The organism is Atopobium sp. oral taxon 416 (genome assembly GCF_018128285.1).
GTDB lineage: Bacteria > Actinomycetota > Coriobacteriia > Coriobacteriales > Atopobiaceae > Olsenella_L.
Map to the genome: position 1 here is coordinate 1,200,601 of NZ_CP072380.1, position 22,824 is coordinate 1,223,424.

Consider the following 22,824-nt stretch of genomic DNA (forward strand, 5'->3'; position numbering starts at 1 on the left):
GGGTGCGGATATATTTTCCTGAGGGAAGGGCATAGTAATTAAGATACCGACACGAGAAGGAGGGAAAGGCACCGATGGCAACATACGTTGTTTCTGATATCCACGGGCGCCTGAAAACCTTCGATCGGCTTCTTGATAAGGTTTCGCCCGCTGAGGAAGATAAGATCTTTGTGTTAGGTGACATGGTCGACCGTGGACCGGATCCGGCTGGCGTCATGCGGCTGTGCCGCTCATTTTCCAATGCGACCGTGCTCGTGGGCAACCACGAAATGCTGATGCTCGATTTCTTCCAGCATCCGCGCAATCCTACCTCGACGCTCAACTGGGCGATCAATGGGGGGCTGACGACCGCAAAGGATCTGGCGAAGCTCCCGCAAGATGAGAGGACTGAGCTCCTTGAATGGGTTGAGAACCTCCCGCGGTTTGCGCTCACCAAGATCGGGGACCAGCAGTATGTCTTGGTACACGCCGGTATCTACTCCGATCTGCTGCCGGAAAATGCGCGTGACAACCTGCAGCTGGCTATGATGCAACAGGATCAGGAAGAACTTGTGTGGGTTCGTGAGGGCTACCTCGACCGTCCGACCGGTTTGGTGGACAAAGAGGGGAAGGGCCCTATTATCGTCGCAGGCCACACCCCGACGGTCTTGGCGGCGACCCTGGCGGATGTCTGTGACCGTGAGGCGCTCAATGAGGATCAGCGCTGCCAGATGCTTTCGCTTGGTGCTACCCCTGAAACCGGTATGGTGGCAGACCGGTGGGTCATCGACTGCGGGGCAGGATCCGTTCCTGATCATGGCAGGCTCCTGATGCTGCGCTTGGACGACAAGCACGAGGTCTATGAGAATGTACTTGAAGAAGACTGAGCGGGTCATCCATCCGCTTGATCCCATTGTCGACACTGACTCGCGTATCCTGATCCTAGGAAGCCTTCCCTCACCGAGATCTCGCGAACAGAAGATGTATTACGGCAATCTTCGCAATCGGTTTTGGGCGGTATTGGCGGCACTGTGGAATGAACCATTACCTACTGACAATGACGCAAAAATTGCCTTCTGCTATACCCATCACGTAGCGCTCTGGGATGTGATCCATTCCTGCCAAATCCATGGGGCCTCAGATGCAAGCATCAAGGATGTTGAACCCAACGATGTCGCAGCGCTGCTGAAGCAGGCACCGATCACTACGATCTTCACGACTGGCGGAGCCGCACAGCGTCTCTACCATCGTTACCTTGAGAGGAGCTGTGGTATGAAAGCGGTTGCGCTTCCTTCTACCAGTCCCGCCAATGCGCGCTACCGGCTCGATGATCTTATTGCGGCATATCGGCCGGTTCGCTCAGCTGCAGAGGCAGACACGGTACTATAGAGCAATCAGGCAGAGGAGTTTCACAACGTCTACGTGCGGAAAAGGAGATGAGCGATGAGCCTTCAAGAGATGTTGAACGACGCAGAGGCCCGCCCATTACTTTTGTCGGTTGACGCAGAAAACTTTCTCAAAGGTACACTGCGGACAGAGCAGGAAACGCAGGGCTATGTCCGTCCCTGGCGTATGAGCGATCGGCAATACCGCTCACTGGGAAGTGTGGGCGCCTGGCACCCGGGATTCTACCGGCAGGTGGCACAGTGTACCTGTGGGATCGCTCTAGCCTTTACAACCGATGCGACCCGTATCGGACTCGAGGTGCGCTTCGACGAGGAGCCTTTAGCGACTCGGACAATGTTGCGTGAGACTGATGGGGAGAGCCCACAACCACCCGACGGAATCAGCTGCATCGTCGACGGGAAGCGCCTTGTCTGCGCTCCGGCACAGGCGGGCGAGCAGTTTGTCGAGTGGTACATCGATAACGATCCCAAACATCCGACCTGGCAGCGCTTGCCCGGTTTCGGGCCGACCCACACGGTGTGGCTCTGGTTGCCTTGCCTGCGCGGCTGTGCGGTGCGGAGGCTTTGGGGCACCGCTACCTTTTTCAAACCGCTGAAGCAGCAAGACTTGCTGCTCGTGGTGGGCGATGAAGCCTCACAGGGCTTTGGGGGTGAAGAGCCAGCGGATGGCTGGCCGGTCGCCTATGCGACGCATAACCACCTCGATCTCGTGAACCAAAGTATTGCGCGACAGGTCTTCCAGTCGGATTTTCTGCTGGATACCGCAGGCCTGCGCGATCCGGCAATGATTGTGGTGGCGGTAGGAGAACAATACCGCAAGGAGGCCTATTCTACAGAGCGGCTCAGACAGGATGGGCGACAGTTCTTCGGCGTGGTGCAGAGACGTTGGCCTGGTGCCCAGACACTGTTGATCGTACCGCACACGGCAGGCAATGAGAACTATCCGGTAGCACCCCGCAGTCCCTTCCCGAAGCTTGAGTCCATTTACCACAGCGTTGCCCGTGAGTTCGGCGTACGCTGCATCGAGGGACGTCAGCTCGTGGATCCTCATGTCGGTGTCCAACAGGGGATCGAGGAGTATCCGAATGCGGAAGGCTTCTCGCAGATCGCGCGGCGGTTGGCACTTGTAGTGCAGCCGCGTGAGGATCAGGCCGTCTTGCGCCAACGTGCCAAGAAGCTGCTGCGGCAGGTGCCTGATTACGCGTTCCCGCTGAAGGCAGCGACCAAGATAGAGCGTGCCCAGTGGCTCTTTGTGAAAAAGGGAGCCTGCCTGGCGAAGTTCTCCTCAGGGCTTCAGATGCTCTATGCTCCGGATCATGAACAGGGACAGGATGTAGCTGCGCTGTTCTCAAACCGCAGAGCACTAGCGGTACAGGGTGAAGCGATGAAAGAGTGGGTGAGCACCGAGCTGGGCCTCACTCACGCGCAACCCTATCATGTGGCGATCTACAAAGGGAAACGCAAGATTTCGGTCCCGGAGCGCTACCACATCGAAACGCTGCCGGCAGCAACGCTCGACGAGCTTCTGAAGCGTTATCCCAATATGGATACCTCCACGGTAGACGATCTGGACACCCAAAACGAGGTGGGCACCTTCTTTGGGGGCTTTGTCTGTGACAAACTGGTCGGCTTCATCGGAACGCATGAGGAAGGCTGCATCGGCTCTCTTGAAGTGATGCCGGCGTACCGGCGCCGTGGGTGGGCGTTTGCGCTCGAGGCGACCCTGGTCAACCATCTGATCGATAAGGGTATCGAGCCCTGGTGTCCGGTCTATCCTGAATCGACCGCGACGCTGCGGCTGCTTTCGAAACTGGGCTTTGAAATTACCCCTGCGACACAGGAGTGTTACCTGTGCACGCGAGATTGAGACGTGAGGGAGGATCGATGAGCGATCATATCAACCGCTTGGCTCCTGACATACCACAGACCTTGACTCCTGAGGTGGAGGAGGGTGTGCGCGAGATGCTGCGCACACATCAGATGAACCCGTATGCCACCCGTGACGGGGACTGCATTCGCCGGGTGGATTCCCCACAGGACAAAGGGACGCCGCTGCGTCCGGCATTCCTGCACGACATCGAGAAGATCATCCATCTGCCGGCTTACAACCGGATGAACGGCAAGACGCAGGTGTTTGCTTTTGTGGAAAACGACGACCTGACGCGCCGGGGCCTGCACGTGCAGCTGGTTGCGCGCACCGCTCGCGATATCGGGCGGGCGTTGGGTCTCAACTTGGATCTGATTGAAGCGATCGGGCTTTCCCACGACCTCGGACATACCCCCTTCGGTCACGCCGGTGAGCACTTCTTGAACGATATCTACCACGAGCGGACCGGACGCTGGTTCATGCACAATGTCCAGAGTGTGCGGGTCATGGACGTCCTCTATGGACGCAACCTTGCCCTGCAGACCCTCGATGGGGCGCTCTGCCACAACGGGGAGTTCGAGCGACAGAAGCTCAAGATGAGCGGGCTCACTTCGTTCGAGGAGTTCGATGAAATTGTCGAACGCTGCTGGAACGAAGGGCCGAAGCTCGTGAAGACGTTGCGGCCGATGACGGCAGAGGGGGTGTGTCGTGCGCCTCTCGGATATTATCGCCTACGTCGGCAAGGATCGACAGGACGCGATCCGGGTCGGACTGGTCAATGAGGACACCTTCGACGACGGGCTGGGGAGCGCCTACAATGCCTGGGCGCTACGGACCTTTATCGCGGATATCGTGAACAACAGCTTCGGTAAGCCCCAGATCTGCATGAGTGAAGAGGGCTTCCATGAGCTCTCACGGGCTAAGTCGGAGAACCTTCAGAAGATCGAGATGCGGCGTGAGGTTGACGGGCGCTTCTCCGATCAGGTCCGTGACCTGTTCCACAAGCTCTATATGCAGGAGCTGGATGTGCTGCAGCGTGGGGATACGAGTGGCTCGATCTTCAGACACCACATCGAGCCACTCATCCGGGAGCTCTCCTTCTATGGGAGGACCTACGACTGGCAGCGTGACTTTGACCAAACCGTCGTGGACTACATCAGCTCCATGACCGACAACTACTTTATTGCAAGCTGCGAGCGCCTCTTCCCAGAGACAACGGAGCTCTTCCAGCGCCGCAGCTACTTCCATGATCTGTAAGGCTTCGAGAAGGTGGAGATGGACACACTGTTTTCCGCGCAGGAGCGGGAAAGGAATTTCAAACGCTTACCCTTGGCGGTCCGCATGCGGCCGCGCACACTCGAGGAGTATGCCGGACAGCAGGAGGCCGTCGGTGAGGGCTCGTGGCTGCGGATGGCGATCGAGCACGATGTGCTGACCTCCGTGATACTCTACGGGCCTGCGGGTACTGGTAAGACGAGCCTCGCTCACGTTATCGCCCACACCACTCACGCGGAGTTCGTGGAGGTCTCCGCGGTGAGCGGCACCGTCAAAGACTTGCGTCACGAAATTGAGGAAGCCAAGCGCCGCTGGCTCACCCAGGAGAGACGCACTATCCTCTTTGTCGACGAGATCCACCGTTTCTCCCGCTCCCAGCAGGATGCCTTATTACATGCCGTTGAAGACAGGACCGTAGTCCTGATCGGAGCCACCACGGAGAACCCGTACTTCGAAGTGAACTCTGCGCTGCTCTCACGCTCACGGGTCGTGGAGCTGCATCCGCTGGAGGACAAAGACATCGAGCAGATCATTGATCGGGCGTTGACTGTCTCCTATGGGCTTGACCACAAGTACCAGGTGGATGAGGAAGCCGAGAAGGAGATTGTGACCCTGGCGGGCGGGGATGCTCGCAGCGCCCTGACGACGTTGGAGCTTGCAGCCCAGATCGCCCAGACGGGGCATGAGAAGGCAAAGGACGAGACCCAGGAACCCTTAACCATCACGAAGCAGATGGTTAAGGAAGCCAACCCACGCCCGGGCCTTGCCTACGACAAGGCGGGGGACATGCACTACGACATTATCTCCGCCTTCATCAAGTCAATGCGCGGGTCTGACCCGGATGCCACGATCTACTGGCTAGCCCGAATGGTTGACGCAGGGGAGGACCCTAAATTCATCGCTCGACGTATCATGATCTGTGCCTCAGAGGATATCGGGAATGCGGATCCGAATGCGATCCTCGTGGCAGCAGCTGCCTTTCGGGCGGTGGAGGTGATCGGCTATCCGGAGTGCCAGATCAACCTCGCACAGGCAGCACTCTACAACGCCTTGGCCCCCAAGTCGAATGCCGCAGTGTCGGCGATCTATTCAGCCGTGCACGAAGTGAGGGAAGGGCCACGGCGGGAAGTGCCCAACCACCTGCGGGATCGGCACCGTCCGGGGTCGGAAAACTATGGGGAGTATAAGTATCCCCACGATTACCCCACAGGCTGGGTACACCAACAGTATCTGCCGGATGGGCTCAAGAAGGGTGACTTCTATCGTCCCCGCCGGGGTTGGGAGAGCTGGATCGTCGAAGCGAATGCGCGAGACCGCAGCGAGGGACCCTCTACCAAACCTGATAAATAGGTTAAACTGGCAGAAGTAGTGTTGGTATCTATCTCCTGAAATGCGGAGGGCACAAATGAGTGTGACACAGGTTTTGGTTGCGATCCTGATCGCTGTCGCTATATGGGCAGTCGCTGAGCTCGCTATTATGTTCAGAAAGACGCGCAAGTCGATCGACGAGGTGACGCGTTCGGCCAATGAGGCGATCGACCAAGTGAAGCCGATCATCACGAAGGCTGACGGCATCGTCGACGATCTGCAGCCGTCAGTCAAGCAGGTCGATCCCATTCTGCGGAAGGCTCAGGTGACTGTCGATGAGGCTAACCAGAGCCTGCAGAAAGTGAACGGCATCCTGGATGATGTCTCAAGCGTGTCCGACACCGCAGCCAATGTGACCGGCGCAGTCTCCACAGGTGTCGCAAAGGTCGCCGAAGGGGCGGCAAGCGCCACCGCACGTTTAGCCTCACGCATCTCTGGAAAGCCGGCACCGCAGGCCCGCGAGCTGGAGGACGGTACTGCAAAGGAGACTGAGTCAAAGCTTGAGGATACTCCTTCAGACGGTTACGTCGTGTACTCCGGAACCAAGGCTGAGGAGAAACCGGCTGACAGTAAGGCTGAGGAGAAACCAGCCAAGAGCGATGCTGACGATACTGAGAAAAGGGGAGCGTAGGATCTCATGCAAGAAGAATCAGTCGTGATCTGCGTGCCGCCCAAGGCGGACTTCGCACGCTCAGTCAGAATGCTCGCCGCAAACCTGGGCGTCGTATGTGCGCTCAGTGTCGACGATATCGAGGACCTGAGAATGGCCGCCGAGGAAGGCTTCGTCTATACCTGCGCTACCAACCCCGAAACCGTCACCGTGTATTTCACGCTCTCCGACGGCGAAGTCGCAATCGACTACAGCCTAGGCAGCACGAAGGTAGGCGTGCCCGATCAGGACGAGGACGATAACTCGTTGGCGTATGCCGATCTGCTGCTCTCCGCGATCTGTGATGAGCACCATATCGATGAAACAAACAACACTCTGCACCTCGTAAAACATGTTGGGGCTACAAATGCCTAAAGAAGGAAATGAATCATCAACGAAAGAGGCCGCGCCGAAGAAGGATACCGCGAAGGAGGCCCGCAAAGCCGCGCGTTCAAAGTCACGCGGACGCGGGAAACTTGCATGGGACAAACGGCGTACCCGTGAGCTGTTTCACCGCTATAAGGATCTGGGCGACATGGACGCCCGCCAGCAGCTCATCGTCTCCCACCTCAATCTGGTGGGATTTCTGGCCTCACGCTTTAAGAACCGCGGAGAACCGCTTGACGATCTGATCCAGGTCGGTACGATCGGCTTGATCAAAGCGATCGACCGCTTCGACCCGAGCCGCGGGCTTGAGTTCACGACCTATGCGACGCCGACGATCTTAGGCGAGATCAAGCGTCACTTTCGCGATAAGGGATGGTCCGTCAGGGTTCCGAGAAGGCTTCAGGAGCTCTCCGCTAAGGTGAACAAAACAACTGACGAGCTCACCAATGAGCTGCAGCGCAGCCCCTCGGTGGAGGAAATTGCCAAGCGCCTCAATGTCTCGGTCGACGAGGTCTTGGAGGCCATGGAGTCAAGCAGCGCTTACAGCTCAATTCCACTGGAGGCCGGTGGCTTCAATGGGGACGACGATGCGCCTTCCGTGCTTGATCACTACGCCTCAGAAGATGAAAATCTTGCGTTTTCTGATGACCGTATGGTGATCGAGGATGCGATCAAGGACTTTTCGCCGCGTGAGCAGCAGGTCATCTGCATGCGCTTCCTCGATGGATTGACGCAGGTAGAGATCGCCCACAAGCTGGGGATCTCACAGGTTCAGGTGTCACGTCTGCTGCGTCGGACCCTCAAGAAGATTCAGGAAAAGATAGATCCGAATAGCGTGAAGCGCTCATAGGCGCTAGACCCTGCTACTATCAGAGGGTCTTCAATAACGCTTTTGGGGGATCGTGACAGATCAGGATTCAACATATAGAAGCGCCCGCAAGGCGGCGATGGCAGCGGGGGCGACCGTTGCCTGCTGTGTCGCGCTTATCCCTGTGGTGCGCGTGTTGGGCTTAACTGAGCTCGCCTTAGAACTGTCATTGGCCGGTGTGGTGATAGGGTTCTTGTGCAGTCCGATCGCCAACTGGCTTGAGGACCATGGGATGGGCCGGGCCTTAGCGGCTTTTGCCGTCTTCGTGGCCCTTCTTGCCACCCTTATCCTTGTTGGGGTGCGGATCATCCCGCCCCTCCTGAAGCAGTTGATCCACTTGCTCCAGAGCATCCCGGGCCATATCTTTAGGGTCCAGACCGACTGCACCAATCTCGCTGAGCAGGCAGGGCTTGCCGACAATGGGCACGCAGAGGATGCGCTCAATCAGATCATTTCGGGCTTGTTCTCATCCGGGAATGCGATGGATAAGATCTCATCGGATTTGTTCAATAACGCTGCCGACTTTGTAAACAACACTGTGGCCTTTCCCCTAGGGTTGGTTCTGGTCTATTGGTTTGCCAAGGACTATCCGGCCATAGCGCAGGAGGCGGTCACGCTCGTGGGGGAGAAGCAGAGAGATTCCGCATCCCTCATGCTGGCAGTAATGTCGCGCTCGATGCTCATCACTTCAGAGGGCGACGGCGTGCTCTGTGGCGTGGGTCTTGCGCTCTTCGGACATCCCTATGCGGGTTTTGTCGGGGCCTTCTGTGGATTGGTGCACTTCGTGCCGGTGATCGGGTCTCTGGTTTCCCGCGTCATCGCAGTACCCTTGGCGCTTTTTGAGTCGCCCGCGCTTGCAATCTGGTTCATCACTGTGGTCGTTGCGCAGAATGTAACCGATAACCTGGTGTCGCCATTGGTGATGCAGTCGGCGGTCAAGGTACATCCGGTGCTTTCCCTCGTCGGCATCATTGTCGACAACGCCTTGGGCGGTATCGTGGGGATGATACTGGCGATTCCGTTAACGGCTGCAGTCGTCTATTATGTTGAGACGCGGACCGGACAGCAGCCCGTCTCCTATGACGGGGCGATCTTCAAAGGGACGCCGTATCACGACCCGGAGGGCAATATTGTGCCTTCCTTCGATGTATTGGACGACGATAAATTCTTCCAGACTACCTGGCTGATACAGATCGACAACGTGAATGCGCATTCCGTGCACCGGCACACGCTGGCGCAGGCGGGGCATGCGCTGAGAGAGACTGGCTTCCTGCGGAGGGAAGAAGCATGAACGTTTGGAGTGTCATGGCACAGAGCGACTATAAGACGATGACAACGTCGGAGATCCGCGAGGATTTCCTCACCTTTTTTGAGAGCAAGGGCTGCAAGCTCTACCCTTCATCCTCATTGATTCCGGATGATCCTTCGCTACTTCTGGCCAACGCTGGCATGAACCAGTTCAAGGAATACTATCAGGGCATCAAGACGATGAAGGAAATCGGTGCCTGCTCCTGCCAGAAGTGCCTGCGCACCAACGATATCGACAACATCGGCGATGCCCGCCATCTCTCTTTCTTTGAGATGCTGGGCAACTTCTCCTTCGGCGGCTACACCAAGGCCGACGCAATTGCGTGGGCCTATGAGTTCATCACCGCGCCGGAGCACCTGGGACTCCCTAAGGACCGTCTCTACATGACTGTCTATAAGGACGATGAGGAGGCCGTCAGGCTCTGGGAAAAGCAGGGCGTGGCACCTGACCACATCTCCCGCCTGGGCGCTGGGGACAACTTCTGGGCAGCCGGTCCGACCGGCCCATGCGGCCCCTGCTCTGAGATCTATTTCGATCAGGGCCCGGAGTTTGAGGGCGAGAAGCCGGGTGATGATGGGGACCGCTACCTTGAGTTCTGGAACCTCGTCTTCACGCAGTATGACCGCCAGCCGGACGGCTCGATGCCCGACCTGCCGCACCGCAACATCGATACCGGCATGGGTCTCGAGCGTATCGCCGCGATCATGCAGCACAAGAGCTCAAACTACGAGGGCGACGTGATGCGTTCGCTCATCGCTCTGGGCGAGAAACTCTCCGGCGTGGAATACAAGGAAAGCTCACACCTGGCGAGTGACAAGAGTCTGCGTATCTTGGCAGACCACTCCCGCGCGGTGACCTTTATGATCGCCGACGGCATCCTGCCCTCCAACGAGGGACGTGGCTACGTGCTGCGCCGTCTGCTACGCCGTGCGGTCTACCATGGCCGCCTGCTGGGCATCAAGAATGGTTTCCTGACCACCTACGCCCACGAGGTTGAGCGTATTATGGGCGGGGTCTACCCGGAGCTCGACGAGAACAAAGCCCTGATCGACGGTATCATCTCCGCCGAGGAGTTCCGGTTTGGCAATACCCTTGAGGCTGGGCAGAGCATGCTCGAAGACGAGCTGGACAAGCTCTCTGAGGACGAGAAACTCTCCGGTGAGGTCGCTTTCAAGCTCCATGACACCTATGGCTTCCCAATCGATCTGACCCGCGAGATCGCTGAGCAGAAGGGCCATGTTGTCGATATGGGCGCCTTCCAGAAGGCGATGGATGCCCAGAAAGAGCGTGCCCGCAAGAGTGCAAACCGCAATGCCTGGGGCCACGCGAATAATGTCTGGATCGCGCTCTCTGATAAACTGGAGAAGACTGAATTTACCGGCTACGAGGATGACACCCTCAAGGGCGCCAAGGTCGTGGCGCTCGTCGCTGGCGGTCAGGAAGTCAAGTCGGTCGAGGCTGGGGAGGACGTTGAGGTTGTCCTCGACAAGACCCCGTTTTACGCCGAGATGGGCGGCCAGGTCGGTGATAGCGGAGAGCTGCAGGGCATGACCGCAAAGCTGCGCGTCACCGATACGAGGGGGCACCACGGCATCGTCGCTCATGTGGCGAAAGTCATCGAAGGTGCGCTCAGCGTCGGGGATACTCTTGACGCAGCTGTCGACCACGGACGCCGTGAGCTGATCCGGCGCAACCACACCGCGACACACCTTCTCGATGCCGCACTGAAGCAGGTCCTGGGTGACCATGTGAACCAGGCCGGCTCCCTCGTTGAGCCGAACCGCCTGCGCTTTGACTTCGCGCACTTTGAGCCGCTCACGAAAGATCAGATCGAGCGCGTCGAAGGCCTCGTCAATGCGGAGATCTTTGCGGCGGAACCGATCGTGACCGAAGAGATGGGCCTCGAAGAGGCAAAGGCCTGCGGCGCTGTGGCGCTCTTCGGTGAGAAGTACGGCAAGGTCGTCCGTGTCGTTTCAACCGGCACCTTAGACAAGCCGTTCTCCCGTGAGCTGTGCGGTGGCACCCATGCGCGCAACACCTCAGAGCTTGGCTTCTTTAAGATTGTCTCCGAGAGCTCTGTGGGTTCCAATGTTCGTCGTATTGAGGCGGTTACCTCCGCAGGTGCGCTCGAGTACGTCGACGAGCATCTGGATGCTCTGGATGAGGTCACCTCTGAGCTCAAGTGCCGTCCGGAAGAGGCTTCGGAGCGTGTTCAAACACTGCAGGGCGAGCTTCGAGATGCAAAGAACCGCATCGAAGATCTGATGTATGGCAGCTCCTCCGATCAGGTTGAGGCGGCGGTCAAGAATGCGGTGTCCCTCAACGGCTACCAGTGCGTCTTTGCTAAGCTGCGGAACCTGAGCGGCAGAGAGCTGCGCTCCGCCTGGGATGCGATCCGCGATTCCTTCGGTGGCAAACCCTGCGCCTGCGTAGTGGCTTGTGCCGGTGCAAACGGAAAGGTGAGCCTGCTTGCGGCCGGTAGTGAGACTGCCGTCAAGAACGGCTTCAATGCCGGTGCGGTGATCAAGCAGATCGCCGGCAAGGTCGACGGCCGTGGAGGTGGCAGACCGGCGATGGCACAGGCAGGCGGTAAGGATGCTTCCGGCATCGATGACGCCCTGAAGGCGGCACAGGAGTTCTTGGCGTGAGGGCGATGGCGCTCGATATCGGAGAAGTGAGAATCGGGGTAGCCCTGAGCGATACGACAGGGTCACTTGCCTCTCCGCTCACGGTTCTGCCTGTCCAGGAAGTGCTGAGCAACGCTAAGAGTTTTCGGCGGATCCTCGAGGATTGGGAGCCTGACATCCTGGTCATCGGGCGCCCGAAGACGATGGCAGGGGAGGATGGTCCCCAAGCACAGCGAATTATGGAGCAGGCGCGTCAGATCGCCGACGCGTGTCAGCTCCCGTTGACTTTTCAGGACGAACGGTTGTCCTCACAGGAGGCGAAACGGATTCTGCGCAAGCAGGGACTGTCCGAGAAGAAAATGCGCGGCAAGGTCGACGCAGTTGCAGCGTCACTTTTCCTGCAGACCTGGCTCGACCGTCAAAAAATGAAGTAAATAAATAAAAATGAATTTAAAACATAATATTTGAATTTTGTCAACCAATATTAGGCGAGCGCTTATCGTACAGAAATATTTTACCGAGCACTATTTTTGTGAGATCCCACATAGGAGCTAATAAAATAGAGTTCTTGTCGACTAAATGGACGAACTTGTGAATCCGTCAAAGGTTTGCAGGTTCGTTTTTTATGTTAAGGATTTATAATGTCTTGATGTAAATAGCATGGTGGTTTTGTCATGAATGTAGACAGACGCTGTGGTTTTACGGTTCTGTCGGCAGCGTGAAGAAGAGTTAGGAGGAAGTTGAATGGTTGGAATCATCCTAGCAAGCCATGGCAAATTTGCCGAGGGCATCAAACAGTCGGGACAGATGATCTTCGGCCCGCAGAAAGATGTAGCGGCCGTCGTTCTGACCCCCGATATGGGCCCAGATGACATGCACAAAAAATTGCTTGATGCCATTGCCACCTTCAGCGATCAAGAGCACGTCCTGTTCTTGGTTGACCTGTGGGGTGGCACACCGTTCAATCAGGTTTCCCACATCCTCGACGAGGAGAAGCATGACGATTGGGTTGCTATCACCGGCCTCAATTTGCCGATGCTTGTCAGTGCGTATGGTTCCCGCATGGGCGCTGATACGGCCGTCGACGTGATGAAGGAAATCTTCCAAGAGTCCAAAGACGGGATCAAGGTTAAGCCCGAGTCCTTAGAGCCCAAGAAGAGCGAGAAGGCTGCACCTAAGCAGGCAGTAGTGGCACCGCGGGGCGCTATCCCTGAAGGCACCGTCCTGGGCACCGGTCACATCAACTACGCCTATGTGCGTATCGATACCCGTCTGCTCCATGGGCAGGTCGCAACGGCTTGGACCAAGGAGGTCAGCCCGGACCGCATCATTGTCGTTTCTGACAACGTCGCTCACGATGAGCTCAGAAAGACGATGATCGTTCAGGCAGCGCCTCCAGGAGTTCACGTCCATGTCATCCCAACCAAGAAGCTCATTGAGGTTGACAAGGATCCGCGCTTTGGTGCCACCAAGGCAATGCTTCTCTTCGAGAATCCTCAGGATCTGCTCGAGGTAGAGAAGGGCGGTGTGAAGTTCCCTGAGGTGTGTATCGGCTCTATGGCGCACTCCGCAGGCAAGACGGTCATCAATGAGGCCATCGCCTGTGATGAGAACGACGTGAAGACCCTCGAGGCAATTCGGGACAATGGCACGCACCTGTACTGCCAGAAAGTTCCGACTGATCATGTCGAAGATATTTGGAAACTACTCGCCGAGAAGAACATGGTGTAAGGAGGATCTTTATGTCGCCTATTACGATATTACTTATTTTTATCGTGGCCTTCTTTGCAGGCATGGAAGGTATCTTGGATGAATGGGAATTCCATCAACCACTGATCGCCTGCACCCTGATCGGCCTCGTATCCGGGCACCTCGACGCCGGCATTATGCTGGGCGGCTCACTGCAGATGATCGCCCTTGGCTGGGCAAACATCGGCGCCGCAGTCGCACCTGATGCTGCACTCGCATCCGTCGCATCCGCAATCATCATGGTGATCGCACTGAACGGCGGTACCAATCAGCAGACCGCAATCACGACCTCCATTGCCGTGGCTGTGCCTCTGTCCGTCGCAGGCCTGTTCCTGACCATGATCGTCCGTACGATCGCGACCGCTATCGTCCACGCAATGGACGCCTGTGCGGAGCGCGACGATATGAACGGCATCGACCGTTGGCAGATCTTCGCTATCTGCCTGCAGGGCCTTCGTATCGCAATCCCGGCACTTGCCCTGTGCTTCATTCCTTCCGAGGCAGTCACCGCAGCATTGGACGCAATGCCTGCTTGGCTGACCGGTGGTATGGCAGTCGGCGGCGGCATGGTCGCTGCAGTCGGCTACTGCATGGTTATCAACATGATGGCTACCAAAGAGGTCTGGCCGTTCTTTGCTCTGGGCTTCGTCCTTGCAGCACTGTCTGAGCTGACCCTGATCGCTCTCGGTATCATCGGCCTGTCCCTGGCGCTTATCTACCTGGGTCTCAAGCAGTATGCCAGGGAGCAGGGTGGCTCCGCAGCCGCAGGCTCCGGCGATCCACTCGGTGACATCCTGGACAACTACTAAGGGAAGAAGGAGTGTGAAAATCTATGGCAGAAACAACTGATACCCAGCAGGCAAAGGATACCAACAAGATTAAGCTTTCGCTTAAGACCCGTCGTCAGGTATTCAACCGCCACCAGTACCTGCAGGGCTCTTGGAACTACGAACGTATGCAGAACGGTGGTTGGTGCTACGCAATGATCCCGGCGATCAAAGCGCTCTACAAGGATCCTGAGGATCAGAAGGCAGCGCTGAAGCGCCACCTCGAGTTTTATAACACCCACCCGTACCTCTCCGCTCCTGTCATCGGCGTCACCCTCGCAATGGAGGAGGAGCGCGCTAACGGTGCTCCGATCGACGATGTCGCTATTCAGGGCGTTAAGGTCGGTATGATGGGACCTCTGGCCGGCGTCGGTGACCCAGTCTTCTGGTACACCGTTCGTCCTATTCTGGGCGCTCTCGGTGCATCGCTCGCACTGTCCGGCTCCATCATGGGCCCGATCCTGTTCTTCGTGCTCTGGAACGTCATTCGCCTGCTGTTCCTCTGGTACACGCAGGAGTTCGGTTATAACCTGGGCACTTCAATCACGAAGGATCTCTCGGGCGGTATGCTCGGTCGTATCACTGAAGGTGCTTCCATCCTCGGTATGTTCATCATCGGTGCCCTGGTCGAGCGTTGGGTTACCATCAACTTCACCCCGGTCGTCGCGCAGATCCCGCAGTCCGCAGGCGCCTACATCGATTGGAATACGCTTCCTGCCGGAGCTGAAGGTATCAAGCAGGCGCTCACTATGTATGATTCCATCGGATCCACGGCACTGTCTCCGGTTAGAACCGTCACTCTGCAGCAGAACCTCGATCAGTTGATCCCGGGCCTTGCTGCAGTTGGCCTGACGCTTCTGTGCTGCCAGTTGCTGAAGAAGAAGGTTTCTCCGATCGTTATCATCCTCTGCCTCTTCGGCGTTGGTGTTCTCGGTCGTTTCTTCGGATTCATGTAAGCGAATCAGATCGGCACATTGAGTACAATAAGGTCGTGTCCCAGGCGGGGCGCGGCCTTATTTTCGATATGAAAGTGTTTGTAAGCATGGCAGAATCACAGAACTCAGAGGTGGACTACGCCTGCAAGGCGACTTCGATGATGGGGTTGTCGACCTATGGGGACATCATGGTGGGCGACAGAGCCCTCGAGTTTTACAACGAGCGTAACCCGGAGGACTTTATCCAGATCCCCTGGGATCAGATCGACTACATCTCCGCTTCGGTCATCTTTAAGAAGCATATTTCCCGCTGGGCGGTGTTCACGAAAGAGAACGGCCACTACACCTTCTCGACGCGGGACAACAAAGCGACCCTGCGGGCAATCCGTGAGCACTTTGACGCTAACAAGATGCTCAGATCCCCAAGTTTCTTCGACGTGGTGAAGGAAGGCCTCATCTTTATCATCCAAGCCATCTCAAAGCCGTTTAGGCACACAAAGCAGGATTCCCAGCAGGATTGATATTTCGGAGAATGTAAATCCGATATTCAACTTGCCTTAAGCTATGTGCTCAGTCTCCACTATTTTGCATAACGCGGAGGAAACCTTCGTCTTTTGATAAAGATGAGGGCTGTATTTTAGATAACTGACATGGTGTCAATCACGAGAAGATAAGGTCGTGATCTGACAGTCAAGTAAATGAGGGCCGGTTCAGGCTGTCCTGACAGTCCAGGTGATACAATTCCACATGTCAAATGGAGAATGTGCTCTGGAGGCCACCCGGCTCTGTGTTTGGCGACGGTTTTGCCGGGTGGCCTCCAGGGCGAAGTGGAATCGTCAGGATCATGGTACGGGAGAATCCCTCCTGTACCCGCATCGTAGAGGCCGAAGAGCAAAAGATTCGCCAGCTGGAGAAGGCCACAGCCGGTCGCTGCTGCCGTAAGCAGACGGGCTTCGCCACCTTCGCCGAGGCCACATCCCTGCTGCCTGTCATGCGGGTCCGCGTACACCAAGCGCGATAGCCTCGCGCCGAGCGGCGCACAGAGATTGAGAGTGCCTTGGCTGTGGGCGCAGATACAGCTCGCTTACAGGGACCGTCTTCGAGCATGCCCGCTACGGGCTGTCGAAATGGGTTCCGTCAATAGTCTTTCGCACTTTCTCCAGCCGCTGCCCCGCCCCGGTCGTCGAAGCTAGCCTTTCTGCTGGCTCTTGAGCACCTCCCTGTCGTCCCATCCGTCCAGCAGGCCGGTGTCGAGGTAGTGTCTGGAGCCCTAGCCGCCCTCGGCTACGTACTTGCACCGGGCGGCCGCCAGCATCACGGCGGCATCCCCGGCGGGGAAGCTGCCCACGGCGTCGGTGCGCCTCTTGATTGAGCCCTGTCAATATAATGGACAGAGAAATCTCAGATTTTTTATGTGGTCTGCATCACCTTTGGATCGTATGCAAGGCCTCTCTCGAAACGCTCGAAGAACTCCTGCATCACCTCTGCCGGTACGCGATCTCCTATGGACTTATGCGGGCGGAAGCGGTTGTAGTACGACTCGATTAAACTCGTGTGCCTTGTGCTTGGTCGTGGATGCATCTAAGAGGCGCTTATGGTAGTACCATTCGTTCTTGAGCGTGGCGAAAAACGATTCGGCGAGCGCATTGTCGTGGCAGCTTCCGGTTCTCCCCACGGAGAGCCTCACGTCGTGTGCAGCTGAGCAGGCGGCCAGCTTTGAGCTTATGTACTGGCTGCCTGGGCTGCTTAGAATATGGCCCCTTTGGCCACGTATCCGCGCGAATATGCCATCTTCAGGGCAAAGACGACAAGGCCTGCCCTCATGTTGTCCTGTATGCTTCAGCCCACCACCATGTGTGTGCACAGATCGTGTGCGACGGTAAGATATATAAAGCCTGCCGTGGTCCTGCGATAGGTTATATCGCCCACGAGCTTGGCTGTCGGAACGGGACACGAAAAGCCGCGCCGGGTGAGGTCGGGACACTCGGGGGTATCAGGTGCGGGCAGCGTCGTCCTCTTCGAGGCATTGGATCAGATGCCGCAGATGCCCAAGCTTAGCCATGCACCTGCGCACGCGGTAGCGAGTCGTGCCTGTAAATTTTGCGTAACTTTGGGTCTCCTGTGAGCTTGGTCCATACCTTGCGGAAGCTAAAGCGCCTGTCGCTTTCCTCCCATATCTAGATGATGGCTTCCTTGATAGGACCCCACGGGTCCTCGCCGCCTTTGGCCTTGAGCCATCGGTAGAAGTGAGCCCTGCTCACCCCCAACACGCGCGCCATCATCGAGACGCTGTAGGTTGCCCTCTTTGCCAGCATGAGCTAAAACCTGTCCTTCAACAGAGGCTTCCGGCGAAGAAGGCTGCCTCTTTTTTTAGGCTCTTCGCTGTTTCTAGTGGGTAGCGCATGCGAGCTTCTTCTGGGCCGTGAAGTCCAGACGGCCTAGCCTGAGGAAGATCATCGTCTTGAAGTAGTCGATGCTCCTGAAGCCCCTGGCAGCGCTGCGGACTGACTGCACGACGGAGTTGAGGCCTTCCAGGAACGAGTTGGTAGAACCTCTCTTCCACCAGTTCAGGATCCCCTCCCGCTCCTTCCTGAGGGTCCTCGCCACGCTCTTCATCTCGGCCACGGCAGAGTGCATCATCCACGAGCAGAGGCGCTCTGGGGCCCTGCCTGCCGATTTTCTGTCTGCGCATGAGTAGACGTCCTGCAGCGCCTCTCCCATCTGGCAGGCGCGTGCCTCCCTGAGATGGGTCTTCGCAGGGTCGAGCTCTTCCCTCTTCGCGAGCTGGCGCTTTGTGAGGCTCTCCCTCCTCTTGAGCCATACGTACTTCGTCCCTGCGAGCTGCCGGCGCTTCTCCGCCGACTCGCGCCTCTCTTGGCACCTCACAGGGTCTGTCGCCCTCATCAGGAGCTGCACCACATGGAAGCTATCCACGCTCTGTGTGGCCTGGGGCATCTTGGCGCCGCCCCCCAGCGAGTATGCCTTAAAGCCATGTCGCGCGTGACCTCTAAGACCTTCGTGCGGTCCCCTCCTGTGCTCCTTAAGCTCGCTGCAGAGCCTGCCTAAGGCGCCCTTGTCCCTGCCTTGCGTGATGGCTATGGCACGCTGACAGTCGAGGTTGGCCATGATGCTGATGTAGCTCTGGCCGCGCCTTTTGGCGGTGTCGGCTATGCCCACACGCACGACATCCGAGTAGTCGGCGGCATCCCTCGCCTCGTCGACGGCCTTGCCCAGCAGCCTCCATATGCGTGTGGGCTGTATCATGCACCAGATGCGCTATTGCCGTCACGGTCATTCCCGAGAGCGCCATCACTTATCACCTGCGCCTCAAAGAGCGCTGTGAAGTGCGTCTTCGGCCGCACCTTTCAGGGTATCCTTGTGGCATGCACGCCGTCTTTGGGGCAGTCGGCCCTAGGCAGCGCGCAGTGCACGATGGTCTCGTATTGCCAGATGTCGAGGTGTCTCCAGGTCCTCTCGCGCGTGTCGTAGGTGCCGCACTTCCTGTGGCAGACGGGGCACTCGAGCGCCTGGCCCCTCCTGTGCGCGACCCTCACATGGAGCTCGTCTTGCGCTTCCTCGCGCTCCTTAAACCAGATGCCCGTGACCTCCCACTCGTCGCTGAGTCCCATCGACCTCTTAAAGAGCCTTGCTAGCATCCCTGCCTGAATATCCATATCGCACCTTAAGAACGCAGCCTCCTGTCGGGGAAAATCCTACCGTTCAAAGACCACGTCCTCAAGGGGATGCAGATATGCTACCCACCATAAGTAGCGAAGAGCCTTTTTTAGGAATTCGTTTTCGCTCTCGAGCTCGTGTATGCGCCTGTTGGCCCTGTCGAGCTCCTTGTGCTCCTCGGTCCTTGCCTGGGTCACCCTTTTGGTCTTTGAGTGCTTGATGATCCAGTCGTTTAAGGTCTTGTCGTTGACCTCAAGCTTCGCGGCGCATCCTCTGATGCCTCTTCTTAGGGTTGGCCTTACGTGCCTTCCTGTAGTACTCGATGGCCTCAAGGCAATACTTCTTCAGTGTAGTGCCTGGGTGTTTCCGGCTTCGTGCGGGACTTTGCCTTCTCTATCTCGCTTGCGCTTACCGACATCTCATCTCTCCAATCTGCTGGTGTTGGTAGGTGGACATCTAGGGAAACGATGATTAATGCCCCATAACGTGTTAAAGGGGACCGACCACACGGCTTTTCTAGGCCGGAATGTAGGAAAAGCAGGGAAGGATGCTCATCCAGCACGTGCAGGAGCCGCTATCCTTACATTTGTCCTGCCCCATGCACCGCAAGAAGGCTCCAAGATAGATCAAGCGACGCTGGGAGCCGGGAGGTGCAGCCTGCCGGCAAAAGATGCACATGGTAAGGTTTGCAAGGGCGAGAAAGACTTGAGTGTGCAGGCATCTTCTCTATCCTTCTGTAGCGCTTCCTTAAGGGGTCGAAGCGCCGCTTCACGATAAGGAAGGGATGCTTCTGCCTTTGAGCGGCCGGATGCCTTCCTGGACTCGATACCCTTCTCGGACAAGAGTGCACAGGCAAGGCCCTCTGTAGTCGAAGGCTTCCTTGCGACACTTTAGCGCATAGATGAGAGGTGTGGGTCTTTATGCGTCCTTAAGGGCGCTTCGCTATACCTATATAGCCTAAAGTCTGCGCAGCAGAACCTGTCATCTTCCCTTACGAGTGCATGTGCCACAGGATATGTCAGATACATTCTAAGCGATCGTCTCCACACCATGCACAAGGACACCTGCGGCATCCACGCCGATATGCGCCTTGTATCAGATACGCCAGGATCCCCCTTTCTTGGACTGGTGCGCTTTAAGGGTCGCGCGTGTGATCCTTGTTCTTCGTTAAGCTTTAAGGCCCAGGTGAAGGTCACATCCACCATGGAGCCGCCCCGCACCGTGATCCCTGCCTTTTCAAGCTTCTAAGTCCGGGTCGTGAAGCACAAGCTTTGCCGAACTCCTCTCGCTTTAAGGCTATGGCGCCTCTTCGCAAGTGTCGTCGCATCTGGTACCTGCTCAGACATGAGGTCTGCGTGCACAGAAGCGCCACCAGGAGTGACAATCCAGGATAGCATCCTTAGGTTTCCTCATCTTAAGAGAGCAAACATTACCTAAAGCAGGATAATCCTAAGCATCGTCTTTGCAGCGCGCACATGCCTGCCACGCGCCTGTCAGTGGTAGCTGGTATCTACCAGTGCAATCCAGCTATCCCACACAACGATTGCATCCATTTGCTCCAGGTGTGCCTCTCGCCTGGTCTTTCTCCTCAGACCTTAGGATGTAAGGTCCTAAAAGCTCATCTATCTGTCCATATCTGCCTTTTGGATATGCTGGAATGTGTGGATGTAGCTATACCATATCCAGAAGACAGATAGGCATCTATGTGGGTATGGGCACTGCGTGGTTCGAGACATTTTGAGCCGATGTCATACAGTGTGTGGTCCCACTGACCTCATCGAGGCGAATTAATCATCGTTTCCCTAGAATGACGCGACAACTTCCTGAGACATTACGATGATTAGGGTCTTCCCAATCACCAGTTCGATAGCTCAAGTATGCGTTTAGATAGCTCCTGAACTGTGAAGAACGGTCTCTTTGTTGAGCGGCTCCGAATGTCAGAGTTTGTGATTGCGGTCTTGACAATCTTTGGAGTGTTATCGATCGCTTTTGCCATCCAGGTGAGGTCCGACTTCGTTTCGTCGCAGTAGTCCCCCTCGCCTCCGTATTGATTTCGATAGTGGGTAAGCTGGCGGAACACGTCCGCTCTGTCAACGGAGCCGGACTGCACGAAATGCTGAAGCAGGTACATCTCGAACTGGGGGGCGGAGAAGGCCAGCCGGACTTCAAGCGATTCCGCGTAGTGCTCTAGCTTAGAATAGCTGCAGGACATTTGGTCTTCATCACATACGGCCCAGCACTCCACCTCCTCCTCTGGTCGCTCCAACTCCTTACACAGTTCGCCCCGCTGGGTGACGGCATTGTCGATGAGAGCCAGATGCTGTCCCTGCTGACCATAGACAACGACTTTGACGAATCGTGGGGATCGAAAAATGTCGCTGAGAATGTCGAAGTACGCCTTCTCGGTCTTTCCCTCACAGACAATTAGTAGGATGCGCGGCAACCTCCGCCGCTTCTTCGGCGTCATCTACCTGGTCCTGACTCGCGGAACTGAACCGTACAACCCCCGGAGGTATCGGTCTTCCAATGGTTCTGTCGTGCGTGCCCCCCGGTCCTTGAGCGAGGCGACGCGCGACTCCTCCGCCATGTTCTTGTCAACGAGGAGAATGTCGTCACGTTTGGCGACGTCCCCCATGAGCGATGTATCTTGCGTGTTCACGATGAGGCAGGCGCCCCTCTTGTTCTCCGTGCTCTTGAAAAGGGCGACAAGCGCTTTCGCGAGGCTGGGATGGAGATAGCTGCCGTATTCGTCGAGATACAGCGTGTATCCATTGTCGAGTGCGTCAACGATGGGGACGGCCATCTCGAAGAATTTCCTCGTGCCGTTTGACTCGAGCGACCAGAAGTCCATCGCTCCCATCCCCACGATGCTCAGCTCGTCATCGCGAACCGCATGGAGCGTGCTGAAGGTCGTGTACCCCTTAACGGCAAGCGCCTGCCGGATTTCTGCTGGGAGAGGAAGCGCCGACAAGTCGTCTTCGGAGAACCTTGTCTCGCCAATCGCGATGTCGCGTATTGTGAAGTCGCAATCCCTAAGGAGCTTGAGAATCTTTCCGCGAAGGTCCTCGTTTCCCTTGAGCATGTCGACGAATTGTGGCGTGCGATCTAGACCCCGATCTAGCATTATTGGGGTGGATTCGACAAGGGAGAAGACAGCAGCTGAGAAGGGGTTATTGTCTTCGTGGGCCTTTGTGACAAGGAGCGTCTCGGGCCTTGTCCTCTCCTGCAGTGCCTTTCCAAAGCCGTTCTTGCTTGCCGACTTCGAGTCAACGCCCCTGTCTCCACGATGGAACACGAGGTTCATGCGGCCTGTCTTGAGGGACTCTGCTCTCAGGGTCTCTTCGGTTATGCGCTTGGAAACGTATGCAAAGGAGTAGCTGTAGCGTCTCCCTTCGAAAGTGAATATTGCCTCGAACTCGGTCGGCTTGCCCGTTGCCCCCTGACGCAGCATGAACGGGATGTATGGGGGATGCCAGTTGGCGCTTGATGAGTTCACTATGCACGCCCTAAAGTCTTGCAGGGCATACGCGCTGTTCGATTTCCCGCTGGAGTTTGGGCCATAGATCACGGTCAGTGGTCTTGGCCGACCGTCCCTATCTGCGAAGTTGAAGGATTGCGGCGTGTAGAAAGACCGATAGTTGGCAATCCTGAACGATAACAGCTTTGCGTTTCCCATTATCGCTCCCTCCTTCTAGTTGCACGGACCTAGGTCAATAGTGTTCTCAGATATGACCATTTTAGTCTAATTTCGTTGTCTTTCTACGAAATCGTCAAAAAAATGGGTTCTGTCAACGAACAATTTGACAGCGCTGAGCAATCGGTGGCGAATACGGGAGACCTGTGACTTAGACCCAGAACAGTACTACCCTGCAGAGCCAGCGGAAGAACGAGAAGACGAGCCTA

At 56.8% G+C, this 22,824-nt stretch carries 23 protein-coding genes; 16 read left to right on the forward strand and 7 right to left on the reverse strand.

Translation table 11 applies throughout. From position 1 onward, the window contains the following. Window positions 1-74 precede the first annotated feature (74 nt). From J4859_RS06475 to J4859_RS06545, 16 genes are all read left to right on the forward strand, one after another. Window positions 75-866 (forward strand): metallophosphoesterase, encoded by a 792-nt coding sequence (locus tag J4859_RS06475; RefSeq protein ID WP_212334401.1) that lies wholly within the window; start codon window positions 75-77, stop codon window positions 864-866. Then, window positions 841-1,368: a DNA-deoxyinosine glycosylase gene (locus J4859_RS06480; RefSeq protein ID WP_212334403.1), complete on the forward strand. Its 528-nt coding sequence runs from the start codon at window positions 841-843 to the stop codon at window positions 1,366-1,368. The genes J4859_RS06475 and J4859_RS06480 overlap by 26 nt, the downstream gene beginning before the upstream one ends. Before the next feature lie 54 nt (window positions 1,369-1,422). Beyond that, window positions 1,423-3,252, forward strand: coding sequence for a GNAT family N-acetyltransferase (locus tag J4859_RS06485; protein WP_212334405.1), 1,830 nt, complete (start codon window positions 1,423-1,425; stop codon window positions 3,250-3,252). A gap of 17 nt (window positions 3,253-3,269) precedes the next feature. Beyond that, window positions 3,270-4,034, forward strand: coding sequence for an HD domain-containing protein (locus J4859_RS17615; RefSeq protein ID WP_371812201.1), 765 nt, complete (start codon window positions 3,270-3,272; stop codon window positions 4,032-4,034). Further along, a complete protein-coding gene (locus tag J4859_RS17620) occupies window positions 3,961-4,509 on the forward strand; it encodes a hypothetical protein (RefSeq protein WP_371812202.1) in 549 nt (182 codons plus the stop codon). Before J4859_RS17615 ends, J4859_RS17620 begins: the two co-directional genes overlap by 74 nt. Before the next feature lie 18 nt (window positions 4,510-4,527). Continuing rightward, the gene (locus tag J4859_RS06495) at window positions 4,528-5,877 is read left to right on the forward strand and encodes a replication-associated recombination protein A (RefSeq protein WP_212334406.1); all 1,350 of its coding nucleotides are present in this window, start codon (window positions 4,528-4,530) and stop codon (window positions 5,875-5,877) included. Between the two features lie 55 nt (window positions 5,878-5,932). Continuing rightward, a complete protein-coding gene (locus tag J4859_RS06500) occupies window positions 5,933-6,526 on the forward strand; it encodes a DUF948 domain-containing protein (RefSeq protein ID WP_212334408.1) in 594 nt (197 codons plus the stop codon). A gap of 6 nt (window positions 6,527-6,532) precedes the next feature. Continuing rightward, window positions 6,533-6,919, forward strand: coding sequence for an ATP-binding protein (locus tag J4859_RS06505; protein ID WP_212334410.1), 387 nt, complete (start codon window positions 6,533-6,535; stop codon window positions 6,917-6,919). Next, window positions 6,912-7,781: an RNA polymerase sigma factor SigF gene (locus J4859_RS06510; RefSeq protein ID WP_212334412.1), complete on the forward strand. Its 870-nt coding sequence runs from the start codon at window positions 6,912-6,914 to the stop codon at window positions 7,779-7,781. Before J4859_RS06505 ends, J4859_RS06510 begins: the two co-directional genes overlap by 8 nt. Before the next feature lie 97 nt (window positions 7,782-7,878). Further along, a complete protein-coding gene (locus J4859_RS06515) occupies window positions 7,879-9,090 on the forward strand; it encodes an AI-2E family transporter (protein WP_212334414.1) in 1,212 nt (403 codons plus the stop codon). 14 nt (window positions 9,091-9,104) lie between these two features. Then, window positions 9,105-11,756, forward strand: a complete 2,652-nt coding sequence (gene alaS / locus J4859_RS06520) for an alanine--tRNA ligase (protein ID WP_371812234.1) — start codon at window positions 9,105-9,107, stop codon at window positions 11,754-11,756. After that, window positions 11,753-12,169: a Holliday junction resolvase RuvX gene (gene ruvX / locus J4859_RS06525; protein WP_212334421.1), complete on the forward strand. Its 417-nt coding sequence runs from the start codon at window positions 11,753-11,755 to the stop codon at window positions 12,167-12,169. Before alaS ends, ruvX begins: the two co-directional genes overlap by 4 nt. A 310-nt stretch (window positions 12,170-12,479) precedes the next feature. After that, on the forward strand, window positions 12,480-13,466 hold the full coding sequence (locus J4859_RS06530) for a PTS sugar transporter subunit IIB (protein WP_212334423.1): 987 nt from the start codon (window positions 12,480-12,482) through the stop codon (window positions 13,464-13,466). An 11-nt stretch (window positions 13,467-13,477) separates the two neighbouring features. Then, the gene (locus J4859_RS06535) at window positions 13,478-14,293 is read left to right on the forward strand and encodes a PTS mannose/fructose/sorbose transporter subunit IIC (RefSeq protein WP_212334425.1); all 816 of its coding nucleotides are present in this window, start codon (window positions 13,478-13,480) and stop codon (window positions 14,291-14,293) included. Between the two features lie 23 nt (window positions 14,294-14,316). After that, the gene (locus tag J4859_RS06540; RefSeq protein ID WP_212334427.1) at window positions 14,317-15,267 is read left to right on the forward strand and encodes a PTS system mannose/fructose/sorbose family transporter subunit IID; all 951 of its coding nucleotides are present in this window, start codon (window positions 14,317-14,319) and stop codon (window positions 15,265-15,267) included. A gap of 86 nt (window positions 15,268-15,353) precedes the next feature. Continuing rightward, window positions 15,354-15,767, forward strand: a complete 414-nt coding sequence (locus J4859_RS06545; RefSeq protein ID WP_212334429.1) for a DUF956 family protein — start codon at window positions 15,354-15,356, stop codon at window positions 15,765-15,767. Between the two features lie 989 nt (window positions 15,768-16,756). Here J4859_RS06545 and J4859_RS16180 read toward each other — a convergent pair. From J4859_RS16180 to J4859_RS06580, 7 genes are all read right to left on the reverse strand, one after another. Next, window positions 16,757-16,933, reverse strand: coding sequence for an integrase core domain-containing protein (locus J4859_RS16180; protein WP_249113783.1), 177 nt, complete (start codon window positions 16,931-16,933; stop codon window positions 16,757-16,759). Between the two features lie 490 nt (window positions 16,934-17,423). Further along, window positions 17,424-17,561 carry a helix-turn-helix domain-containing protein gene (locus J4859_RS06555; RefSeq protein ID WP_212334433.1) on the reverse strand — a complete coding sequence of 46 codons (138 nt, stop codon included), beginning with the start codon at window positions 17,559-17,561 and terminating at the stop codon, window positions 17,424-17,426. A 73-nt stretch (window positions 17,562-17,634) separates the two neighbouring features. Continuing rightward, complete coding sequence (locus J4859_RS06560; RefSeq protein ID WP_212334435.1) at window positions 17,635-18,510, reverse strand: transposase; 876 nt, start codon at window positions 18,508-18,510, stop codon at window positions 17,635-17,637. A gap of 101 nt (window positions 18,511-18,611) precedes the next feature. Further along, window positions 18,612-18,875, reverse strand: coding sequence for a transposase family protein (locus tag J4859_RS06565; RefSeq protein ID WP_212334437.1), 264 nt, complete (start codon window positions 18,873-18,875; stop codon window positions 18,612-18,614). A gap of 84 nt (window positions 18,876-18,959) precedes the next feature. Next, window positions 18,960-19,253 (reverse strand): hypothetical protein, encoded by a 294-nt coding sequence (locus J4859_RS06570; RefSeq protein WP_212334439.1) that lies wholly within the window; start codon window positions 19,251-19,253, stop codon window positions 18,960-18,962. A gap of 1,523 nt (window positions 19,254-20,776) precedes the next feature. Beyond that, window positions 20,777-21,388 (reverse strand): RloB family protein, encoded by a 612-nt coding sequence (locus tag J4859_RS06575; protein ID WP_212334441.1) that lies wholly within the window; start codon window positions 21,386-21,388, stop codon window positions 20,777-20,779. Next, a complete protein-coding gene (locus tag J4859_RS06580; protein ID WP_212334443.1) occupies window positions 21,389-22,597 on the reverse strand; it encodes an ATP/GTP-binding protein in 1,209 nt (402 codons plus the stop codon). It abuts the gene before it with no gap. Window positions 22,598-22,824: the final 227 nt, after the last annotated feature.

Bases quoted from the DNA above. Each gene is read 5' to 3' on its own strand.
- J4859_RS06500 (WP_212334408.1), top strand. From the start codon at position 5,933: ATGAGTGTGACACAGGTTTTGGTTGCGATCCTGATCGCTGTCGCTATA.
- J4859_RS06560 (WP_212334435.1), bottom strand. From the start codon at position 18,510: ATGATACAGCCCACACGCATATGGAGGCTGCTGGGCAAGGCCGTCGAC.
- J4859_RS06475 (WP_212334401.1), top strand. From the start codon at position 75: ATGGCAACATACGTTGTTTCTGATATCCACGGGCGCCTGAAAACCTTC.
- J4859_RS17615 (WP_371812201.1), top strand. From the start codon at position 3,270: ATGAGCGATCATATCAACCGCTTGGCTCCTGACATACCACAGACCTTG.
- J4859_RS06580 (WP_212334443.1), bottom strand. From the start codon at position 22,597: ATGGGAAACGCAAAGCTGTTATCGTTCAGGATTGCCAACTATCGGTCT.
- J4859_RS06545 (WP_212334429.1), top strand. From the start codon at position 15,354: ATGGCAGAATCACAGAACTCAGAGGTGGACTACGCCTGCAAGGCGACT.
- J4859_RS06530 (WP_212334423.1), top strand. From the start codon at position 12,480: ATGGTTGGAATCATCCTAGCAAGCCATGGCAAATTTGCCGAGGGCATC.
- J4859_RS06495 (WP_212334406.1), top strand. From the start codon at position 4,528: ATGGACACACTGTTTTCCGCGCAGGAGCGGGAAAGGAATTTCAAACGC.
- J4859_RS06480 (WP_212334403.1), top strand. From the start codon at position 841: ATGAGAATGTACTTGAAGAAGACTGAGCGGGTCATCCATCCGCTTGAT.
- J4859_RS06515 (WP_212334414.1), top strand. From the start codon at position 7,879: ATGGCAGCGGGGGCGACCGTTGCCTGCTGTGTCGCGCTTATCCCTGTG.
- J4859_RS06540 (WP_212334427.1), top strand. From the start codon at position 14,317: ATGGCAGAAACAACTGATACCCAGCAGGCAAAGGATACCAACAAGATT.
- J4859_RS06510 (WP_212334412.1), top strand. From the start codon at position 6,912: ATGCCTAAAGAAGGAAATGAATCATCAACGAAAGAGGCCGCGCCGAAG.
- J4859_RS06485 (WP_212334405.1), top strand. From the start codon at position 1,423: ATGAGCCTTCAAGAGATGTTGAACGACGCAGAGGCCCGCCCATTACTT.
- J4859_RS06565 (WP_212334437.1), bottom strand. From the start codon at position 18,875: ATGGGACTCAGCGACGAGTGGGAGGTCACGGGCATCTGGTTTAAGGAG.
- J4859_RS06555 (WP_212334433.1), bottom strand. From the start codon at position 17,561: ATGCTGGCAAAGAGGGCAACCTACAGCGTCTCGATGATGGCGCGCGTG.
- J4859_RS06535 (WP_212334425.1), top strand. From the start codon at position 13,478: ATGTCGCCTATTACGATATTACTTATTTTTATCGTGGCCTTCTTTGCA.
- J4859_RS06575 (WP_212334441.1), bottom strand. From the start codon at position 21,388: ATGACGCCGAAGAAGCGGCGGAGGTTGCCGCGCATCCTACTAATTGTC.
- J4859_RS06505 (WP_212334410.1), top strand. From the start codon at position 6,533: ATGCAAGAAGAATCAGTCGTGATCTGCGTGCCGCCCAAGGCGGACTTC.
- alaS (WP_371812234.1), top strand. From the start codon at position 9,105: ATGGCACAGAGCGACTATAAGACGATGACAACGTCGGAGATCCGCGAG.